At 64.8% G+C, this 18971-nt stretch carries 14 protein-coding genes; 13 read left to right on the top strand and 1 reads right to left on the bottom strand.

The features are described 5' to 3' along the window. Positions 1-42: 42 nt before the first annotated feature. Positions 43-996, top strand: coding sequence for a 1-aminocyclopropane-1-carboxylate deaminase/D-cysteine desulfhydrase (locus IB232_RS03465; protein WP_192397155.1), 954 nt, complete (start codon positions 43-45; stop codon positions 994-996). Between the two features lie 16 nt (positions 997-1012). After that, complete coding sequence (locus IB232_RS03470) at positions 1013-2122, top strand: cyclic nucleotide-binding domain-containing protein (RefSeq protein ID WP_192397156.1); 1110 nt, start codon at positions 1013-1015, stop codon at positions 2120-2122. Between the two features lie 3 nt (positions 2123-2125). Here the strand turns inward: IB232_RS03470 and IB232_RS03475 are convergent, their stop codons facing one another. Beyond that, a complete protein-coding gene (locus IB232_RS03475; protein ID WP_192397157.1) occupies positions 2126-3058 on the bottom strand; it encodes a DUF1853 family protein in 933 nt (310 codons plus the stop codon). An 83-nt stretch (positions 3059-3141) separates the two neighbouring features. Between IB232_RS03475 and IB232_RS03480 the strand changes: the two genes are divergently transcribed. The 11 genes from IB232_RS03480 to IB232_RS03530 all read left to right on the top strand — a co-directional run bounded on the left by IB232_RS03480 (position 3142) and on the right by IB232_RS03530 (position 18818). Next, positions 3142-4029: an NAD(+) kinase gene (locus tag IB232_RS03480; protein WP_192397158.1), complete on the top strand. Its 888-nt coding sequence runs from the start codon at positions 3142-3144 to the stop codon at positions 4027-4029. 4 nt (positions 4030-4033) lie between these two features. Further along, positions 4034-5005 carry a metallophosphoesterase gene (locus tag IB232_RS03485; protein WP_192397268.1) on the top strand — a complete coding sequence of 324 codons (972 nt, stop codon included), beginning with the start codon at positions 4034-4036 and terminating at the stop codon, positions 5003-5005. Continuing rightward, positions 5002-5862 (top strand): rhomboid family intramembrane serine protease, encoded by an 861-nt coding sequence (locus tag IB232_RS03490; RefSeq protein ID WP_192397159.1) that lies wholly within the window; start codon positions 5002-5004, stop codon positions 5860-5862. Before IB232_RS03485 ends, IB232_RS03490 begins: the two co-directional genes overlap by 4 nt. A 42-nt stretch (positions 5863-5904) precedes the next feature. Then, complete coding sequence (locus tag IB232_RS03495) at positions 5905-6168, top strand: YeaC family protein (protein ID WP_021699693.1); 264 nt, start codon at positions 5905-5907, stop codon at positions 6166-6168. A gap of 11 nt (positions 6169-6179) precedes the next feature. After that, positions 6180-7010 (top strand): DUF2797 domain-containing protein, encoded by an 831-nt coding sequence (locus IB232_RS03500; protein ID WP_137973390.1) that lies wholly within the window; start codon positions 6180-6182, stop codon positions 7008-7010. Between the two features lie 14 nt (positions 7011-7024). Beyond that, on the top strand, positions 7025-9682 hold the full coding sequence (gene pepN, locus IB232_RS03505; protein ID WP_192397160.1) for an aminopeptidase N: 2658 nt from the start codon (positions 7025-7027) through the stop codon (positions 9680-9682). 343 nt (positions 9683-10025) lie between these two features. Beyond that, positions 10026-11957 (top strand): DUF1302 domain-containing protein, encoded by a 1932-nt coding sequence (locus IB232_RS03510; protein WP_192397161.1) that lies wholly within the window; start codon positions 10026-10028, stop codon positions 11955-11957. 58 nt (positions 11958-12015) lie between these two features. Next, positions 12016-13386 carry a DUF1329 domain-containing protein gene (locus IB232_RS03515; protein WP_192397162.1) on the top strand — a complete coding sequence of 457 codons (1371 nt, stop codon included), beginning with the start codon at positions 12016-12018 and terminating at the stop codon, positions 13384-13386. A 394-nt stretch (positions 13387-13780) separates the two neighbouring features. Further along, entirely contained in the window at positions 13781-15142 is a 1362-nt protein-coding gene (locus IB232_RS03520) for a DUF1329 domain-containing protein (protein WP_192397163.1), read from the top strand. 190 nt (positions 15143-15332) lie between these two features. Next, entirely contained in the window at positions 15333-16412 is a 1080-nt protein-coding gene (locus IB232_RS03525; RefSeq protein WP_192397164.1) for a WD40/YVTN/BNR-like repeat-containing protein, read from the top strand. A gap of 18 nt (positions 16413-16430) precedes the next feature. After that, complete coding sequence (locus IB232_RS03530; protein ID WP_192397165.1) at positions 16431-18818, top strand: efflux RND transporter permease subunit; 2388 nt, start codon at positions 16431-16433, stop codon at positions 18816-18818. The last annotated feature ends 153 nt before the right edge of the window (positions 18819-18971 follow it).

Below are 18971 nucleotides of genomic sequence, written 5' to 3' on the forward strand. Positions count from 1 at the left end.
CTGGCGCCTGACTCCCGGCGCCCAGCCGAATCAGCTCCGCTCATGCCTATAGTCCTGCCGCACTGGAATCCATCCGCTCCCCTGCAGCCCCTGCGGCTCGACTGGCTAGCGCGCGCCGCTGTCGAGGTGGCCGTGCTGCGCCTGGATCTGCTCGATCCGCTGATCTCAGGCAACAAGTGGTTCAAGCTCAAGCCGCATGTTGAGGCTGCCGCGGCCGCGGGGGGCGACGGCCTGATCAGCCTGGGCGGCGCCCATTCCAATCACCTGCATGCCCTGGCCGCCGCCGGCCGGCGCTTTGGTTTCGCCACTGTCGGCCTGCTGCGCGGCGAGCCGCAGGACACGCCCACGACCCGTGATCTGCAGGAATTCGGCATGCGTCTGCACTGGCTCGGCTACGCCGGCTATCGCGAGCGGCATCGCGCCGATTTCTGGCAGCCCTGGTGCGCGCGCTATCCGCGGCTGTTGCCGGTGCACGAAGGTGGCGGCGGCCTGCTGGCGGCTCGGGCCTGCGCGGCTATAGTCGAGTTGGCCAGGTCGCAGTTGCTCGATCTGGGCTGGAGCGGCTACCACGGCTGGTGGCTGGCCGCCGGCACCGGTACCACGGCGGCCGGTCTGGTGCTGGCCGAAGGCGGCGAGCGCCAGGTGCATGTGGCCATGGCGGTGCCGCCCGGCCATGGTGTGGAGGGCCAGTTGCGGGCCATCCTCCACGAGGCGGGGCGGATTGATACCGGCTACCGTTTACTGGACGCCAGCCGCGGTGGTTTCGGCCGGATCGACGCGCCATTGGCGCAGTGCATTGATGATTGCGAGCGAGCCAGCGGGTTGCCGCTGGAACCGCTCTACACGGGCAAGGCCATGCTGGCATTGCGCGGCGAGGTGGAGGCCGGTTACTTTGCTGCGGGTACGCGCCTGCTGTTGCTCCACACCGGAGGCTTGCAGGGGCGCCGGGCCATGGCCCAACGCCTGGAAGAACTGGCAGCAGTACGCCAAGAATAATGAAGGACAGGTGTCGATGACCGAGCCGCTGAATCCCGAACAGCTGCGCAGCTTTACCCCGCTCAACGTGCTCTCCGAGCAGCAATGGCGCGAGTTGCGTCCCCAGCTGGTGCCGCAGCCGCTATTGGCCGGCCAACTGCTGTTCCGCCAGGGCGACCAGGCCCGCACCACTTATTACCTGTTGTCTGGCGAGCTGCTGCTACGCGATGCCGACGGCCGCGAAGAGCGTCTGCAAGCCGGCAGCGAGGCCAGCTGCCATCCGCTGTCGCCAACCCTGCCGCGCCAGCACGAGGCGCGGGCGCTGAGCGACGTCAGCGTGCTGGCCCTGGATAGTGCCAATCTCAGTCGCCTGCTGACCTGGCGCCTTGCCTACCATGACTTGCTGCTGGACCTGGGCAGCAACGGCGACGACGTCGAGTGGCTGGAGCGTCTGCTGGAAAACCCGCTGTTCACCAAGGTGCCGCCGGCCAACGTGCGTGCCATGCTCGAGCGCCTGCGCCCGATCGATCTGCCGACCGGCAGCCGGGTGCTGGTGGAGGGCGAGGGCGGCGACTGCTGCTACTTCCTCAAGAGCGGTCGCGCCGAGGTGTTCCGTGCAGGTGAGGGTGGCCGCCAGGTGCTGGCCGAGCTGGAGGTGGGGGCCTGCTTCGGCGAGGAGGCACTGCTCTCCGATCAGCCACGCAACGCCACCGTGACCATGATCGAGCCCGGCATGGTGCTGCGCCTGGACCGCCAGGACTTCTTCGCCTTGCTCAAGGCGCCGGTAGTGGACGAGGTGTCGTTCGGCGAGGCCGCGCGCCTGTTGTCGGCCGGCGCCCAGTGGCTGGATGTGCGCTTGCAGGAGGAGTACGAGCGCGGTCATGCACAGCAATCGCTGAACATGCCGCTGCATCTGCTGCGTCTGAAGGTGCGCCTGCTGGACAAGGGCAAGACTTACCTGTGCTACTGCGACAGTGGCAAGCGCAGCGCCAGCGCCGTGTTCCTGCTCTCGCAGATGGGCTTCTCGGCCTACGCCCTGCGCGACGGCCTGGATGCGCTGCCGGCGGTACAGCGTGGCGCGCTGCTGTGCGAGAACGGCCCGGGCTACCTGGCCCGCTCCGGCGGGCGTACCGAGCGCAGCCACTGATAGCTAGCGCGGGGCGCAGTGCGGCCAATGGTCGTTGACCAGAAATAGCCGTTCGCCTTCGCGCCATTCATCGCCATCCCGCTCCAGGCGCACCAGCAACTGCGCCGGTGCCTGCTCGGGCAATCCTTCCATCCATGCCGCCAATTGTGCGGGCGACCAGAGTGCTGGTGATGGCACGCGCGCCGGCGCCAGCCACGCGCGCCTTTCCAGGGGCTGCCAGTGCTGCTGCTCCCCTGTGGCCAGCCGAGCCCAGTCGCTGCGGCGCAACCAGCGCCCGCGCAGGTGCTCGGGGTTGCAGCCCGAAGGCGGGTGGCAGCCGCCGGGCCAGGGGTAGAACAGGTAACCACCCAGCCAGGCGGTGGAGCGGGGTGCTTGCGTTGTCAGCTGCGCCAGCGTTGCCCGGGCCGCCGGGCTGGACGCCAGCGGCAGCTGGTGGCGAGCCAGATGGTCCAGCTTGAGTCCCAGGCGATCCTCGCTGGACGGTCCGAGCCAGTTGGCGGCGTCCGTACCGGGCTGCACGTCCGGCCCTAGATACAGTTTGATCGCCAGCTCCAGATGGTGCACTCCCTCGTCGTCCTGCAGCAGCAGGTCCAGCTCGCCCAGCGTGTGGCCGGCCTGGCGTATCGGCAGGTTGGCGGTCAACAGCCGCACGTCAGGGGCCGCCTGCAGGGCGAACTGCCACAGTCGCTCGTAATAGCGGCCGAGACGGCTGGAGCCGTTGGCTAGGTGCTCGCGCAGCACCGCGCTATGCGCTTCCTGGTGCAGTAGCCAATCGACCAGGCACTGCGGCTCGTCGAGCCAACGACTGGCGGCCAGAGGATGGCGCAGGGGCAGCTCGCTGCCATCGAGCAGAGCGGGGGAGAGCAGGGCCCAGGCCAGGTCGCGCACCTGAGGCTGGCGCAGCTGCGCCAACAGGTCATCCAGCGGCGGATTCATGGGCCGAGCATAACCGAGGCGGTTTGCTGCGATCAGCGGCTTTCGCCCATAATCCGGGCAACTCCCCCGTTGCAGAGCGCCCCATGGAGCAATTTCGCAATATCGGCATCATCGGTCGTCTGGGCAGCGCCCAGGTGCTCGACACCATTCGCCGCCTGAAGAAGTTCCTGCTCGAGCGTCATCTGCACGTGATTCTCGAGGACACCATCGCCGAGGTCTTGCCCGGCCATGGCCTGCAGACCTGCTCGCGCAAGAACCTCGGCGAGGTCTGCGACCTGGTGGTGGTGGTCGGCGGTGACGGCAGCATGCTCGGCGCCGCCCGTGCTCTGGCCCGGCACAAGATTCCGGTGCTGGGCATCAACCGCGGCAGCCTGGGCTTTCTCACCGACATCAAGCCAGACGAGCTGGAAGTGAAGGTCGCCGAGGTGCTGGAAGGGCGTTTTCTCGAAGAGAGCCGCTTCCTGCTGGAAGCCGAGGTGCGCCGCCATGGCGAGGCCATCGGCCAGGGCGACGCGCTCAACGACGTGGTGCTGCACCCGGGTAAGTCGACCAAGATGATCGAGTTCGAGCTGTTCGTCGACGGCCACTTCGTCTGCAGCCAGAAGGCCGACGGCCTGATCATCGCCACGCCGACCGGCTCCACCGCCTACTCGCTGTCCGCCGGCGGGCCGATCATGCATCCCAAGCTGGACGCCATCGTCATCGTGCCGATGTACCCGCACACATTGTCCAGCCGCCCGATCGTGGTGGACGGCAACAGTGAGCTGAAGATCGTGGTGGCGGACGACCTGCCGATCTACCCGCTGGTGTCCTGCGATGGGCAGAACCACTTCACCTGCGCCCCCGGCGACACCATCACGGTGGCCAAGAAGCCGCACAAGCTGCGCCTGATCCACCCGCTCGACCACAACTACTACGAGGCCTGCCGCACCAAGCTCGGCTGGGGCGGCCGCCAGTGGAGCCACGACTGAGATGCTGCTCGACCCGGCGCGCGGCTACGATCTGATCGGCGACGTGCACGGCTGTGGGCGCAGCCTGGCGCGCCTGCTCGAGCAGATGGGCTACCGCCAGCAGGGCGGTGTCTGGCGTCATCCACAGCGCATGGCGCTGTTCCTTGGCGACCTGATCGATCGCGGCCCGCGCATCCGTGAGGCGCTGCACCTGGTGCATGCCATGGTCGAGGCCGGCCAGGCCCTGTGCATCATGGGTAATCACGAATACAACGCCTTGGGCTGGTACACCGAGGCGCCGCCAGACAGCGAGCGCCGCCACGTGCGCGAACACACGCCGCGCCACGAGCGGCTGCTGCAGCAGACCTTCCGCCAATTCGCCGATCACCCGCAGGACTGGCGCGACTTCCTCGACTGGTTCCAGCAGATGCCGCTGTTCATCGACGCCGGACGCTTCCGCCTGGTGCATGCCTGCTGGGATGACAGCCTGATCGGCGCGCTCAAGGCCGACTACCCGGACGGCCGCATCGACCGCGACTTCGTGGTGGCCTCGGCGGTGCCAGGCAGCTTCGCCAATCGGGTGTTCGAGCGTCTACTGCGTGGCACCGATCTACGCCTGCCCCAGGGCCTGACCCTGACCAGCGAGGAAGGCTTCACCCGCGCCTACTTCCGCACCAAGTTCTGGGAAGACGACCCGCAGACCTACGGTGACGTGGTATTCCAGCCCGACGCGCTGCCCGACAACGTGGCCAGCCTGCCGCTGACGCCGACCGACAAGGGCCGCCTGCTGCAGTACGGCCTGGACGAGCCGATGCTGTTCGTCGGCCACTACTGGCGCCGCGGTCGCCCGGCGCCGCTGCGCCCCAACCTGGCCTGCCTGGACTACAGCGCGGTGATGTACGGCAAGCTGGTGGCCTACCGCCTGGATGACGAGCTGCAGATCGACCCGAACAAGTTCGTCTGGGTCGAAGTGGAGCGGCCGGAGGCGCCGCAGTGAGTCGGGTGGAGGCGCTGCGTCGCCCCTTGCAGGAGGATCTCAGCGGTTTCGTCGGCCTGCTGCGTCGATTGCAGGTGCCGCATCGGGTGACCGAGGAGCGCGATGCCCAAGTGCTCTGGGTGCCCGTCGGGGCTCTGGCCGAGCAGGTGCGCGCGCTGTATCTGCGCTATCCGCAGGGTGCCGATGAGGCCGAACTGCCAACGCCTGAACGTCCGGCTCGCCCGGGCCTCGCCGCACAATTGCGCGCCAGCTGGATGACCTCGCTGGTGCTGCTGCTGACGCTGGTGGTGACCCTGCTGAGTCAGTTTGGTGAAAACCATGCAATTACCCACTGGATAACCTTCGTGGATTATCAGGTGCATGGTGAATACGCTTATTTCGTACCCTTGCCTGAAAGCCTTGCGGCTGGCGAATGGTGGCGCTTGTTCAGCCCCATGCTGCTGCACGGCGGTTGGTTACATCTGGCCATGAATGGCATGTGGTACTGGGAACTGGGCAGGCGCATTGAGTACCGACATGGGCACTTGGGCTTATTTGGGCTGACACTATTCTTTGGCCTGTTATCCAACGCCGCGCAGTTCTGGTTCGGCGGTCCCTCACCGTTCGGCGGCCTGTCCGGCGTGCTCTACGGACTGCTCGGCTATTGCTGGATCTACCAGTTGCTGGCGCCGACCCCGGCCTACGCGCTGCCGCGCGGCGTGCTGGCGATGATGCTGATCTGGCTGCTGGTCTGCCTGTCCGGGGTGATCGATACCCTGGGCTTCGGCTCCATCGCCAACGCTGCCCACGTCGGCGGGCTGGCCGCCGGATGTGCCGCCGGCCTGATCGGCGGTGCACTGGCGCGTGCGCGCCGGTAAACTTGGCCCCCTGTTTGGCTTCCCGCTGTCGGAGTTCCCCGGATGTCGTCCTTTGCCGAAATGATCGAGAACATCACCCCCGAGATCTACCAGAGCCTCAAGTTGGCGGTGGAAATCGGCAAGTGGCCGGACGGCCGCAAGCTGACCCAGGAGCAGAAGGAGCTGTCGCTGCAGGCCATGATCGCCTGGGAAGTGCAGAACCTGCCCGAGGAAGAGCGCACCGGCTACATGGGCCCGCAGGAGTGCCAGTCCCACGCCGAGCCGATCCCCAACCTGCTGTTCAAATCCAACGACACCCTGCACTGATGACCCAGGCCATGAACGAGCTGGGCCGCGGTGCGCTGAGCAAGATGACCATCCGCCTGGGCGAGACGGCGCAATACGCCTTCCGCCTGGACGACACCGAGGTCCCGGTCAACCCGTTGCTGGGCAAGCGCATCCGCCTGGAGTTCCTCGGCGCGATCCATTGCAGCCACTGCGGGCGCAAGACCAAGAAGAGCTTCGCTCAGGGCTACTGCTATCCCTGTTTCACCAAGCTGGCCCAGTGCGACAGCTGCATCATGAGCCCGGAAAAGTGCCACCACGAACAGGGCACCTGCCGGGAGCCGGGTTGGGGCGAGCAGTACTGCATGACCGATCATGTGGTGTACCTGGCCAACTCCTCCGGGATCAAGGTCGGCATCACCCGCGCCACCCAACTGCCGACCCGCTGGCTGGACCAGGGCGCCAGCCAGGCGCTGCCGATCTTCCGTGTGGCTACCCGCCAGCAGTCCGGCTTCGTCGAAGACCTGCTGCGTACCCAGGTGGCGGACAAGACCAACTGGCGTGCCCTGCTCAAGGGCGATGCCGAACCCGTCGATCTGGCTGGCGTGCGCGAGCAGCTGATGAGCAGCTGCGCCGAAGGCATCGCTGCGCTGCAGCAGCGCTTCGGTCTGCAGGCGATCCAGCCGGTCAGCGATGTCGAGGTGCTGGAAATCCGCTACCCGGTCGACGCCTATCCGACCAAGGTCGCCAGCCATGATCTGGAAAAGACCCCGGTGGTGGAGGGTATCCTCAAGGGCATCAAGGGCCAGTACCTGATTCTCGACACCGGCGTGATCAATCTGCGCAAATACACGGCCTACCAGGTCGCCGTACTCACCGAATAAGAGGCCACAAGCCGATGCGTACCGAACAGCCGAAAATGATCTACCTCAAGGACTATCAGGCGCCGGACTACCTGATCGACGAGACCCATCTGACCTTCGAGCTGTACGAGGACCACAGCCTGGTCCACGCGCAACTGGTGATGCGCCGCAACCCTGCGCTGAGCGCCGACTTGCCGCCGCTGATGCTGGACGGCCAGCAGCTGGAGCTGGTCCGCGTGGCCCTGGACGACCGCGAGCTTGCGGCCTCCGACTACCAGCTGAGCGACAGCCACCTGACCCTGCAGCCGACGCAAGAGCGCTTCGTCATCGACAGCACGGTGCGCATCCATCCGGAGAGCAACACCGCGCTGGAGGGCCTGTACAAGTCCAGCGGCATGTTCTGCACCCAGTGCGAAGCCGAGGGCTTCCGCAAGATCACCTACTACCTCGACCGCCCGGACGTGATGAGCAAGTTCACCACCACGCTCTCCGCCGAGCAGCACAGCTACCCGGTGCTGCTGTCCAACGGCAACCCGATCGCCAGCGGCAGCGAGGGTGATGGCCGCCACTGGGCGACCTGGGAGGACCCGTTCATGAAGCCGGCCTACCTGTTCGCCCTGGTCGCCGGTGACCTGTGGTGCGTGGAAGACACCTTCACCACCATGAGCGCCCGCGAAGTGACCCTGCGTATCTACGTCGAGCCGGAGAACATCGACAAGGTGCAGCACGCCATGGACAGCCTGAAGAAGTCGATGAAGTGGGACGAGGAGGTGTACGGTCGCGAGTACGACCTGGACATCTTCATGATCGTCGCAGTCAACGACTTCAACATGGGCGCCATGGAGAACAAGGGCCTCAACATCTTCAATTCCAGCTGCGTGCTGGCCCGTGCCGAGACCGCCACCGATGCGGCGCACCAGCGCGTCGAGGCGGTGGTGGCTCACGAATACTTCCACAACTGGTCGGGCAATCGCGTGACCTGCCGCGACTGGTTCCAGCTGTCGCTCAAGGAAGGCTTCACCGTGTTCCGCGACGCCGAGTTCAGCGCCGACATGAACTCGCGTACGGTCAAGCGCATCGAGGACGTGGCCTACCTGCGTACCCACCAGTTCGCCGAGGACGCCGGCCCGATGGCCCACCCGGTGCGCCCGGATGCGTACATGGAGATCTCCAACTTCTACACCCTGACCATTTACGAGAAGGGTTCCGAAGTCCTGCGCATGATCCACACCCTGCTGGGCGCCGAGACCTTCCGCAAGGGCTCCGACCTGTACTTTGCGCGCCACGACGGCCAGGCGGTGACCTGCGACGACTTCGTCAAGGCCATGGAAGACGCCAGCGGCGTCGACCTGACCCAGTTCAAGCGCTGGTACACCCAGGCCGGCACGCCGCGTCTGGAGGTCAGCGAGAGTTACGATGCAGCGGCCAACACCTATCGTCTGCAACTGCGGCAGAGCTGCCCGGCAACGCCGGGTCAGGCCGAGAAGCTGCCGTTCGTGATTCCGCTGGAGCTGGCCCTGCTCGACGCCCAGGGCCGCGAGCTGCCGCTGCAGCTGGTCGGCGAGGACAAGCCGGTCGGCCGCACCCGCGTGCTGCAGGTGACCCAGGCCGAGCAGGCCTTCACCTTCGTCAATATCGAGGCCAAGCCGCTGCCGTCGCTGCTGCGCGGCTTCAGCGCGCCGGTCAAGCTGAGCTTCCCCTACAGCCGCGACCAGCTGATGTTCCTCATGCAGCACGACTCCGACGGCTTCAACCGCTGGGAGGCGGGCCAGCAGCTGTCCGTGCAGGTGCTGCAGGAGCTGATCGGTCAGCATCAGCGTGGCGAGACCCTGGTGCTGGACCAACGCCTGGTCACCGCCCTGCGCAGCGTGCTGGAGAACGAGTCGCTGGACCAGGCCATGGTCGCCGAGATGCTCTCGCTGCCGGGCGAGGCCTACCTCACCGAGATCGCCGAAGTAGCCGATGTCGACGCCATTCACGCCGCCCGCGAGTTCGCCCGCGCGCAGCTGGCCGAGGCACTGTTCGAGCCGCTATGGGCGCGCTACCAGGCCAATCGCGAGCTGTCGCGCAGCACGCCTTACGTGGCCGAATCCACCCACTTCGCTCGCCGCAGCCTGCAGAACATCGCACTGTCCTACCTGATGCTGACCGGCAAGCCGGAAGTGCTGGCCGCGACCCTGGAGCAGTATGAGGCGTGCGACAACATGACCGAGCGCCTGACCGCGCTGGCGGTGCTGGTCAATTCGCCCTTCGAGACGGAGAAGACCAAGGCGCTGGAAGCCTTCGCCGAGCACTTCAAGGACAACGCCCTGGTCATGGACCAATGGTTCAGTGTGCAGGCCGGCAGCACTCTGCCGGGCGGCCTGGCGCGGGTGCAGGCGCTGATGCAGCATCCGGCTTTCACCATGAAGAACCCGAACAAGGTACGCGCGCTGATCGGTGCGTTCGCCGGGCAGAACCTGGTCAACTTCCACGCGGCCGACGGCAGCGGCTACCGTTTCCTGGCCGACCAGGTGATCAGCCTGAACGCCTCCAACCCGCAGATCGCCTCGCGCCAGTTGGGCCCGCTGACCCGCTGGCGCAAGTACGACTCGCAACGCCAGGCGCTGATGCGCGGTGAGCTGGAGCGCATCCTCGCCTCCGGTGAGCTGTCCAGCGACGTCTACGAAGTGGTCAGCAAGAGCCTGGCCTGATCGACAGATGGATGTTACCGAGCGCTTGCTCGGTAGCATCCGCTGTTACCGCGCTGTTTCCTTTTCTCCTGGTCAGTTTTTACTGATCGCCAAAGCCCCGTCGCAGACGCTTTCGCCGCGAAAAGGTGAGCGAAATCACAAGGTTAGATAGCGCCAGTCGGGCGACAAATTGAGACATCCACAGGCGACATTGGCCATATTTGGGACTGGCGTACCTGCTATCGAAAAACTCTCTGTGAAACGGGCCCCTTGGTATCGATCTTGAATAGTCCCGCGTCGGCCGAGAGCCGGGCGCGCCCGGCAAGTCGGACATAACAAGAACAATCGATCCATGGAGTTGCCGATGGCCATCCCCTTGCGCAAGTCGTCCCTTTGTCTCGCTCCCGCCAAGGCGGGTTTCGCCCTCGCCGGCCTCATTCCGCTGCTGCTGGCCGTGCCGGCCCACGCCGTCGAGTTCAGCTTCGTCGATGGTGAAGTGACCGGCTCGCTGGATACCACCCTGTCCTACGGTCAGCTGTACCGGGTGCAGGGCCAGGACAAGACCAACGACGACACCAACGGCAACGACGGTAACCGCAACTTCGACACCGGCCTGGTTTCCGAAGTGTTCAAGGTCACCTCGGATCTTGAGGCCAATTACCAGAACTACGGCATGTTCGTGCGTGGCACCGCCTTCTATGACACCCAGATCATGGACAAGCGCAACGACAACGACGATTTCCGTCCGAGCCAGAGCTACCCGAACAACGACCATTTCACCGACGAGACCCGCCGTAACGCCGGCAACAGCGCCGAGATACTCGACGCCTATGTCTATGGCAACTGGGACGTCGGCACCATGCCGCTCACCGTGAAGGTCGGCCGCCAGGTGTTCAACTGGGGCGAGGGCATCTTCTATCGCGGCGGCATCAACACCACCAACCCGATCGATGCCGCCAAGTTCCGCCTGCCGGGCTCCGAGCTGAAGGAGGTGCTGGTTCCGGTTGAGGCCTTCAACTTCAACATCGGCCTGACCGACAACCTGTCGCTGGAAAGCTTCTACCAGTGGAACTGGAAGGAGTCGGCCATCGATCCGGCCGGTACCTTCTTCTCCGAGACCGACCTGTTCGCCGAAGGCGGCAACACGGCCTACACCCGCTATGACAACCCGCTGTTGCCTATCGTGATGTCCGGCTACCAGAGCGCGTTGGGCGCAGGCCTGGTCGGCAACGGCCCCTTCGGTCCTAACGCCTACCTGGACCCGCAGTACAACGTGTTCAAGGTGGCCAACGTCGGCAGCGATATCAACGCCAAGAACGACGGTCAATACGGCTTCGCCCTGCGCTACGTGGCCGAGGAGTTGAACCTCACCGAGTTCGGCTTCTACTACATCAACTACCACGCCAAGGAGCCGCAGATCGCGGTGGACCTGAGCCACTACGAGGGCGTCGACCTGGCTGCGCTGGAGGCCTTGCAGGGCGCAGCGCTGGCCCCTGCCGTGGCGACTCTGGATGCCGCCAGCAACGCCGTCGCCCGTCGCGAGTACGTGGAAGACATCCGCGTCTACGGTTTCAGCTTCAACACCACCATCGGCGAGGCCTCGGTATTCGGCGAGATCGCCTACCGACCGAACCTGCCGGTGGGTATCAGCGCCACCAACGACCTGCTCGGCGATCTGCTGGGCCAGGGCTTCTTCGGTCAGACCAATATCTATGACGGCAACGTCGCCGGCGACCAGGCCTGCGCGGACATTTCCGGCAAGCAGCTGTGCCGTGGTCCGATGTTCCACAACTATGAGCGCATCGAGGCGTTCAACCTTTCCCTCGGCACCATCTACAACTTCGGCCCGGCGATCAGCTTCGACTCGCTGATGGGCGTGGCGGAGATTGCCTCAGAGCACGCTCGCGCCAGCAGCCTGACCTACACCGGCTATGACGGCAGCGAGCGTGGCTTCGCCGGTCGCCCGAACGGCGCCTATGTGTCCGGTTACGACGACGAGGATCAGATCAGCCGCGACGCCTACGGCTATACCCTGGCCCTGTCCGGCACCTGGAACGACGTCTACGCGGGTGTCAACCTGTCACCCTTCACCGTGTTCAAGCACAACTTCCAGGGCAACTCGCACCAGACCGGCAACTTCGTCGAGGGGGCCATGGCCTACTCGGTCGGCCTGCGCGCCAGCTACCTGAACAGCCTGGAAGCCGAAGTGCAGTACACCGAGTACTACGGCGGCGGGCAGAACAACAGCGGTCGCGATCGCGACAACCTGGGCGTCAACCTCAAGTATTCCTTCTGAAGCAGAACCACAGGGCAGGGCGGCCAGGCCGCCCGGCTCGCTAGTACGGAGAACCACCATGTTGATGAAACACACGCTGATGGGCGCCGCAGTTGCCCTCGCGCTTTCCGCCGGCAGCGCCCTGGCCGCCGTTTCCGCGTCCGAAGCGGCCAAGCTGGGCACCACGCTCACCCCCTTCGGTGCTGAGAAGGCCGGCAATGCCGACGGCAGCATTCCCGAGTGGACCGGCGGTATCACTCAGGCCCCCGCTGGCTACAAGGGTTCCGGTCAGCATCACGTCGATCCGTTCCCGGACGACAAGCCGCTGTTCACCATTACCAAGGCCAATCTGGACCAGTACAAGGACAAGCTGAGCGCGGGCCAGATCGCCCTGTTCAACTCCTACCCTGAGACCTTCCAGATGCCGGTGTACCAGAGCCGTCGCTCGGGCTCGGCGCCGCAGTGGATCTACGACAACAGCATCAAGAACGCCACCACTGCGAAGCTGGTGGAGGGCGGCAACGGCTTCGCCGACGCCTATGGTGGTGTGCCGTTCCCGATCCCGCAGGACGGCGTCGAGGCGCTGTGGAACCACATCGTGCGCTATCGTGGCACCTACATCACCCGCCGTTCGGTGGAGGCAGCGGTGCAGCGCACCGGCGCCTATTCGCCGGTGGTGTCCGAGGTCGAGGCGCTGTTCCGCTACTACGATCCGAAGGGCAGCTACGGCGACCTGAACAACATCCTGTTCTACTACCTGAACTTCACCAAGAGTCCGGCTCGCCTGGCCGGCGGCGCCGCACTGGTCCACGAGACCCTCGATCAGGTCAAGGAACAGCGTCAGGCCTGGGCCTACGCCGCCGGCCAGCGCCGTGTGCGTCGTGCGCCGAACCTGGCCTACGACACGCCGATCGCCGCCTCCGAAGGTCTGCGCACCGCCGACGACACCGACATGTTCAACGGCTCCCCGGATCGTTACGACTGGAAGCTGGTGGGCAAGAAGGAGATGTACATCCCGTACAACAACTACCGCATCGCCGCTGCCGGGGTGAAATACGACGACGTGCTGAAGGTCGGCCACGTCAATCCGGAGCTGACCCGCAACGAGCTGCACCGCGTCTGGGTTGTGGAGGGCACGCTGAAGCCGGGCGCCCGCCACGTGTACGGCAAGCGCACCCTGTTCCTCGACGAGGACAGCTGGCAGGCCGCGGTAGTGGACCAGTACGACACCCGTGGCGAGCTGTGGCGCGTGTCCATCGCCTATCTGAAGAACTACTACGACCTGCCCACCACCTGGTCGGCCATGGAGGCCTTCCACGACCTGCAAAGCCGTCGCTACTACGTGCAGAACCTGGACAGCGAAGAGCCGACCACCGCCAACTTCAGCAAGGCGATTCCGGCCGAGAGCGAGTTCACTCCGTCTGCCCTGCGTCGTCGCGGTACTCGCTAAGCCGCAGCAAGGCGGAGGCCGGCCTCCGCCGTTCACCCAGTTCTTCTCCCGCCGCTTGTTCGAGTGGCTTTTGCGACCCGGTCTGCGGCCGGGTCGACATTTTTTCGTCTGACCTTTCGGCCTGTTTCGGACCTCTCGGTCGCTGCCTCCGTGCGTGCGCTGCTGCGCGCTTTTGCCCGGGTGTATCTGCTTAACTGCCGCGCGATCTAGCTGGCATCCGGCCATCTCGATTATCGGTCATCACCTGCAATGCCTGAATCGCTCGCGCCGGTAGTCCGCGCGCCAGGCATTGCTGCAGGCTTTCCGGAAAGGATGCGGGCTTCCGGCAACACCCTGGTGGTGGTGCTTAAAGCTGGTCAGCCATGCCTGACCTGAACGAGTGGAGCAAACAAGAATGTTGAAAGGACTGTTCGCGACCGGGCTGCTGCTGTGCCTGTCGAATGCCGCCCTGGCGGCGGTGAGCGCCGACGAGGCCGTCAAGCTGGGCGTCAGCCTGACCCCGCTGGGTGGCGACAAGGCGGCCAATGCGGCCGGCACCATTCCTGCCTGGAGCGGCGGTATCACCCAGGCCCCGGCGGGTTATGCCGGCCCCGGCCATCATCATGTCGATCCGTTCCAGGGCGACAAGCCACTATTCACCATCAGCAAGGCCAACCTGGAGCAGTACAAGGACAACCTGACGCCGGGCCAGTTGGCCCTGTTCAAGTCCTATCCGGACAGCTTCCAGATGCCGGTCTACCAGACCCGGCGCACTGCTTCCGCACCCCAGTGGGTATACGACAACACCCGCCGCAACGCGGAGAAGGCGCGTCTGCTGGAAGGTGGCAACGGCTTCGCCGAGGCCTTCGGCGGCATTCCCTTCCCGATTCCGCAAAGCGGTGTCGAGGCTCTGTGGAATCACGTCGCCCGCTATCGCGGCACCTATGCGGTGCGTCAGTCCTCGGACGCCAGCGTGCAGCGCAATGGCAGCTATGCCCTGGTCACCACGCACCAGGAGGCGCTGTTCAACTATTACCAACAGGGCGGCTCTGCCGAGCAGCTGGACAACATGCTGTTCTACTACATGGCCGTGACCAAGGCGCCGGCCCGTCTGGCCGGCGGCGCGCTGCTGGTGCACGAGACGCTGGATCAGGTGGAGCAGGCTCGCCAGGCCTGGGGCTACGCCGCCGGCCAGCGCCGCGTGCGCCGCGCGCCCAATGTCGCCTACGACACGCCGCTGACCACCGCCGACAACCTGATGACCGCCGACGACAAGGACATGTTCAACGGCGCGCCGGACCGCTATGAGTGGAAGCTACTGGGCAAGCGGGAGATCTACATCCCCTACAACAACTACCGCATCTCCAGTCCGGACGTCAGCTACGACCAGCTGATCAAGCCCGGCCACCTCGATCCGCAGTTCACCCGTCACGAGCTGCACCGGGTGTGGGTGGTTGAGGGAACGCTCAAGCCCGGCGCCCGGCATATCTATGCCAAGCGCACCCTGTACCTCGACGAGGACAGCTGGCAGGTGGCGATAGCCGACCAGTACGACAGCCGCGGCGAGCTGTGGCGGGTCTCCATCGCCTACCTGAAGAACTACTACGAGCTGCCCACCACCTGGTCGGCGCTGGATGTGTTCCACGACCTGCAGTCCGGCCGCTACTACGTGCAGAACCTCGACAACGAGGAGCAGGGCACCAGTGACTTCAGCCAGCCGTTGCCCGAGTCCAACCATTTCTCGGTGGCGACCCTGCGCCGAGTCGGGACCCGCTGAGTTAACAGAGACGTGAAGGCAAAAGGCCGCTAGAGTGCTAGCGGCCTTTTACTCTGTGGCGATTCTCGGCGATTCGGCGCTTAACAAAACATAACGTCACGCCGATTGTCAGGTTTTTCCAAAGCCGTATAGCATGAGCCCGCCTGATAAAGGGCAATGAACCCACCTATAAGAATAAAGGGGGAAATATATGCGTGAGCCCGTCGTGCGGCGCACCCGCTCCGGTTGTCTGACTTCCGTCCAGGCCCCGGCCCGTCATCACTCGCCGCTGGCGAAAGCGCTGTCGCTGCTCAGCGTATGTTCCGTCCTGGCATTCGCCGCGCCTCTGCCTCTGCAGGCCGCGGACGCAGCTGCCGTCCTTTCCATCGAATCGCCCCAGGCCGTCACCAGCCTGCTGCTCGACGTGACTCACGCTGGCAAGCGTCTGGTTGCTGTGGGCGATCGTGGCCACATCCTGTTTTCCGAAGACGCCGGGCGCAACTGGGTTCAGGCTCGTGTGCCGAGCCGCCAGTTGCTGACCGCGGTGTATTTCGCCGACGACAAGCATGGCTGGGCCGTCGGCCATGACGCGCAGATCCTCGCCACCGACGACGGCGGCGCCAACTGGGACCTGCAGTTCGAAGACCTGCAGCGCGAAGCGCCGCTGCTGGACGTCTGGTTCCGCGATGCCAGCACCGGTTACGCAGTCGGCGCCTATGGCGCGCTGCTGGAGACCACCGACGGCGGCAAGACCTGGAACGACGTCAGCGACCGCATGGACAATGAAGACGGCTACCACCTCAACGGCATCACCGCCGTGAAGGACGCCGGCCTGTTCGCCGTGGGCGAGGCGGGCAGCATGTTCCGCTCCGCCGATTGGGGTCAGACCTGGGAGAAGGTCAAGGGTCCGTATGAAGGCACCCTGTTCGGCGCCATCGGCACCGCCAGCGCCAACACCGTGCTGGCCTATGGCCTGCGCGGCAACCTGTTCCGCTCCACCGATTTCGGCGCCACCTGGCAGCAGGTCAAGCTGCTCTCCGATAGCGGCCCGCTGGAATTCGGCCTGGCCAACGCCAGCCTGCTCAAGGACGGCACCGTGGTCATCGTCGGCCATGGCGGCAGCGTCCTGACCAGCAAGGATTCCGGGCGCACCTTCACCGTGGTCAATCGTCCGGACCGTGCCTCCCTGGCCGGTGCTACCGACGACGCGGCAGGCAACCTGGTCCTGGTGGGGCAGGGTGGCGTGCAGATCGCTTCTCCGACTGGCACCGAGCCAGGCCAAAAACAATAATCCGGGGCGAATGAGCATATGAGTTCCATGAGTAGCCATCACCAGGACAAGGCGACCTTCCTCGAGCGCCTGATCTTCAACAACCGGCCAATCGTGATCGCGCTGTGCACGGTGATCACCATGCTGCTGCTGTGGCAGGCCTCGCACATCCGTCCCTCGACCAGCTTCGAGAAGATGATCCCGCTGGAGCACCCCTTCATCGAGAAGATGCTCGAGCACCGCAACGACCTGTCCAACCTGGGCAACACCGTGCGTATCTCCGTGGAGGCGAAGGATGGCGACATCTTCTCCAAGGAGTACATGGAGACCCTGCGCCAGATCCACGACGAGGTGTTCTACATCCCCGGCGTCGACCGTTCCGGTCTGAAGTCGCTGTGGAGCCCGAGCGTGCGCTGGACCGAAGTGACCGAAGAGGGCTTCGACGGCGGCGAAGTGATCCCGCAGACCTACGACGGCTCCGCGCAGAGCCTCGGCGAGCTGCGTGGCAACGTGCTGAAGTCCGGTCAGGTCGGCCGCTTGGTGGCCAACAACTTCAAGTCCAGCATCGTCGACGTGCCGCTGCTCGAGCAGTACCCGGATCCGAAGGACCAGAGCAAGCTGCTCAAGCTGGACTACCGCCAGTTCTCCCACGAGCTGGAAGAGAAGATCCGCGACAAGTACCAGGCGCAGAATCCCAATGTGCAGGTGCACATCGTCGGCTTCGCCAAGAAGGTCGGTGACCTGATCGATGGTCTGATCATGGTGGTGGCCTTCTTCGGTATCGCCCTGGTCATCACCCTGGTGCTGCTGTACTGGTTCAGCTGGTGCATCCGCTCGACCATCTCGGTGGTCTCCACCACCCTGATCGCGGTGGTCTGGCAGCTGGGCCTGATGAACCTCGCCGGATTCGGCCTCGACCCGTACTCGATGCTGGTGCCATTCCTGATCTTCGCCATCGGCATTTCTCACGGGGTGCAGAAGATCAACGGTATCGCCCTGCAGTCGAGTGACGCCGACAACGCCCTGACCGCGGCGCGCCGTACCTTCCGCCAGCTGTTCCTGCCGGGCATGATCGCGATCCTGGTGGACGCCGTCGGCTTCATCACCCTGCTGATCATCGACATCGGCGTGATCCGCGAGCTGGCCATCGGCGCCTCCATCGGCGTCGGCGTGATCGTGTTCACCAACCTGATCCTGCTGCCGGTGGCGATCTCCTACATCGGCATCAGCAAGAAGGCCGTCGAGCGCAGCAGGCGCGAGGCCAACTGCGATCAGCCGTTCTGGCGTCTGCTGTCCAACTTCGCTCACCCGGTGGTGGCACCGATCTCGGTGGTCATCGCCCTGTCCGCCGGCGTGGCCGCCTTCTGGTACCAGAAGGCCCACCTGCAGATCGGCGACCTCGATCAGGGTGCGCCGGAGCTGCGTCCGGACTCGCGCTACAACAAGGACAACGACTTCATCATCAGCAACTACTCGACCAGCTCCGACGTGCTGGTGGTGATGGTCAAGACGCCGAACGAAGGTTGCTCCACGCACCAGACCCTGGCGCCTATCGACCAGCTGATGTGGCAACTGGAGAACACCGAGGGCGTGCAGTCGGCCATCTCGATGGTCAGCGTGTCCAAGCAGGTGATCAAGGGCATGAACGAGGGCAGTCTCAAGTGGGAGACCCTGTCGCGTAACCCGGACATCCTCAACAACTCCATCGCCCGTGCGGACGGTCTGTACAACGCCGACTGCTCGCTGGCGCCGGTGCTGGTGTTCCTCAACGACCACAAGGCGGCGACCCTCAAGCGCGCCGTAGGCGTGGTGGAAGAGTTCGCCAAGGAGAACAACAAGGACGATCTGCAGTTCCTGCTGGCTGCCGGTAACGCCGGTATCGAGGCCGCTACCAACGAGGTGATCGCCACCTCCGAGCTGAAGATCCTGGTGCTGGTGTACATCTGCGTGGCGGTGATGTGCCTGATCACCTTCCGCTCCTTGGGCGCCATGTTGTGCATCATCCTGCCGCTGATCCTCACCTCCATCCTGGGTAACGCCCTGATGGCCTGGCTGGGCATCGGCGTGAAGGTGGCGACCCTGCCGGTGATCGCGCTCGGCGTGGGTATCGGTGTCGACTACGGCATCTATATCTACAGCCGCCTGGAGAGCTTCCTGCGTGCCGGCATGCCGCTGCAAGAGGCGTACTACCAGACCCTGCGCTCCACTGGTAAGGCCGTACTGTTCACCGGTCTGTGCCTGGCCATCGGCGTGGTCACCTGGATCTTCTCGGCGATCAAGTTCCAGGCCGACATGGGTCTGATGCTGACCTTCATGCTGCTGTGGAACATGTTCGGTGCCCTGTGGCTGCTGCCAGCCCTGGCGCGCTTCCTGATCAAGCCGGAGAAGCTGGCCGGCAAGAAAGGTGGCTCGCTGTTCGCACACTGATCTGACGTGGTACTGAAAAAAGGGCTCCCTAGGGAGCCCTTTTTATTGCCTGCTGTTTATTCCCGTTGGCAGTAACGATCAACTGAAGGAGCGGCTATCCGTTGCCAGTGCTCGGGCGGGAGAGGCGGGTGGTTGGGAATGGCATTCCGGAGT

It is taken from the genome of Pseudomonas sp. PDM15, assembly GCF_014851565.1.
Taxonomy (GTDB): Bacteria; Pseudomonadota; Gammaproteobacteria; order Pseudomonadales; family Pseudomonadaceae; genus Aquipseudomonas.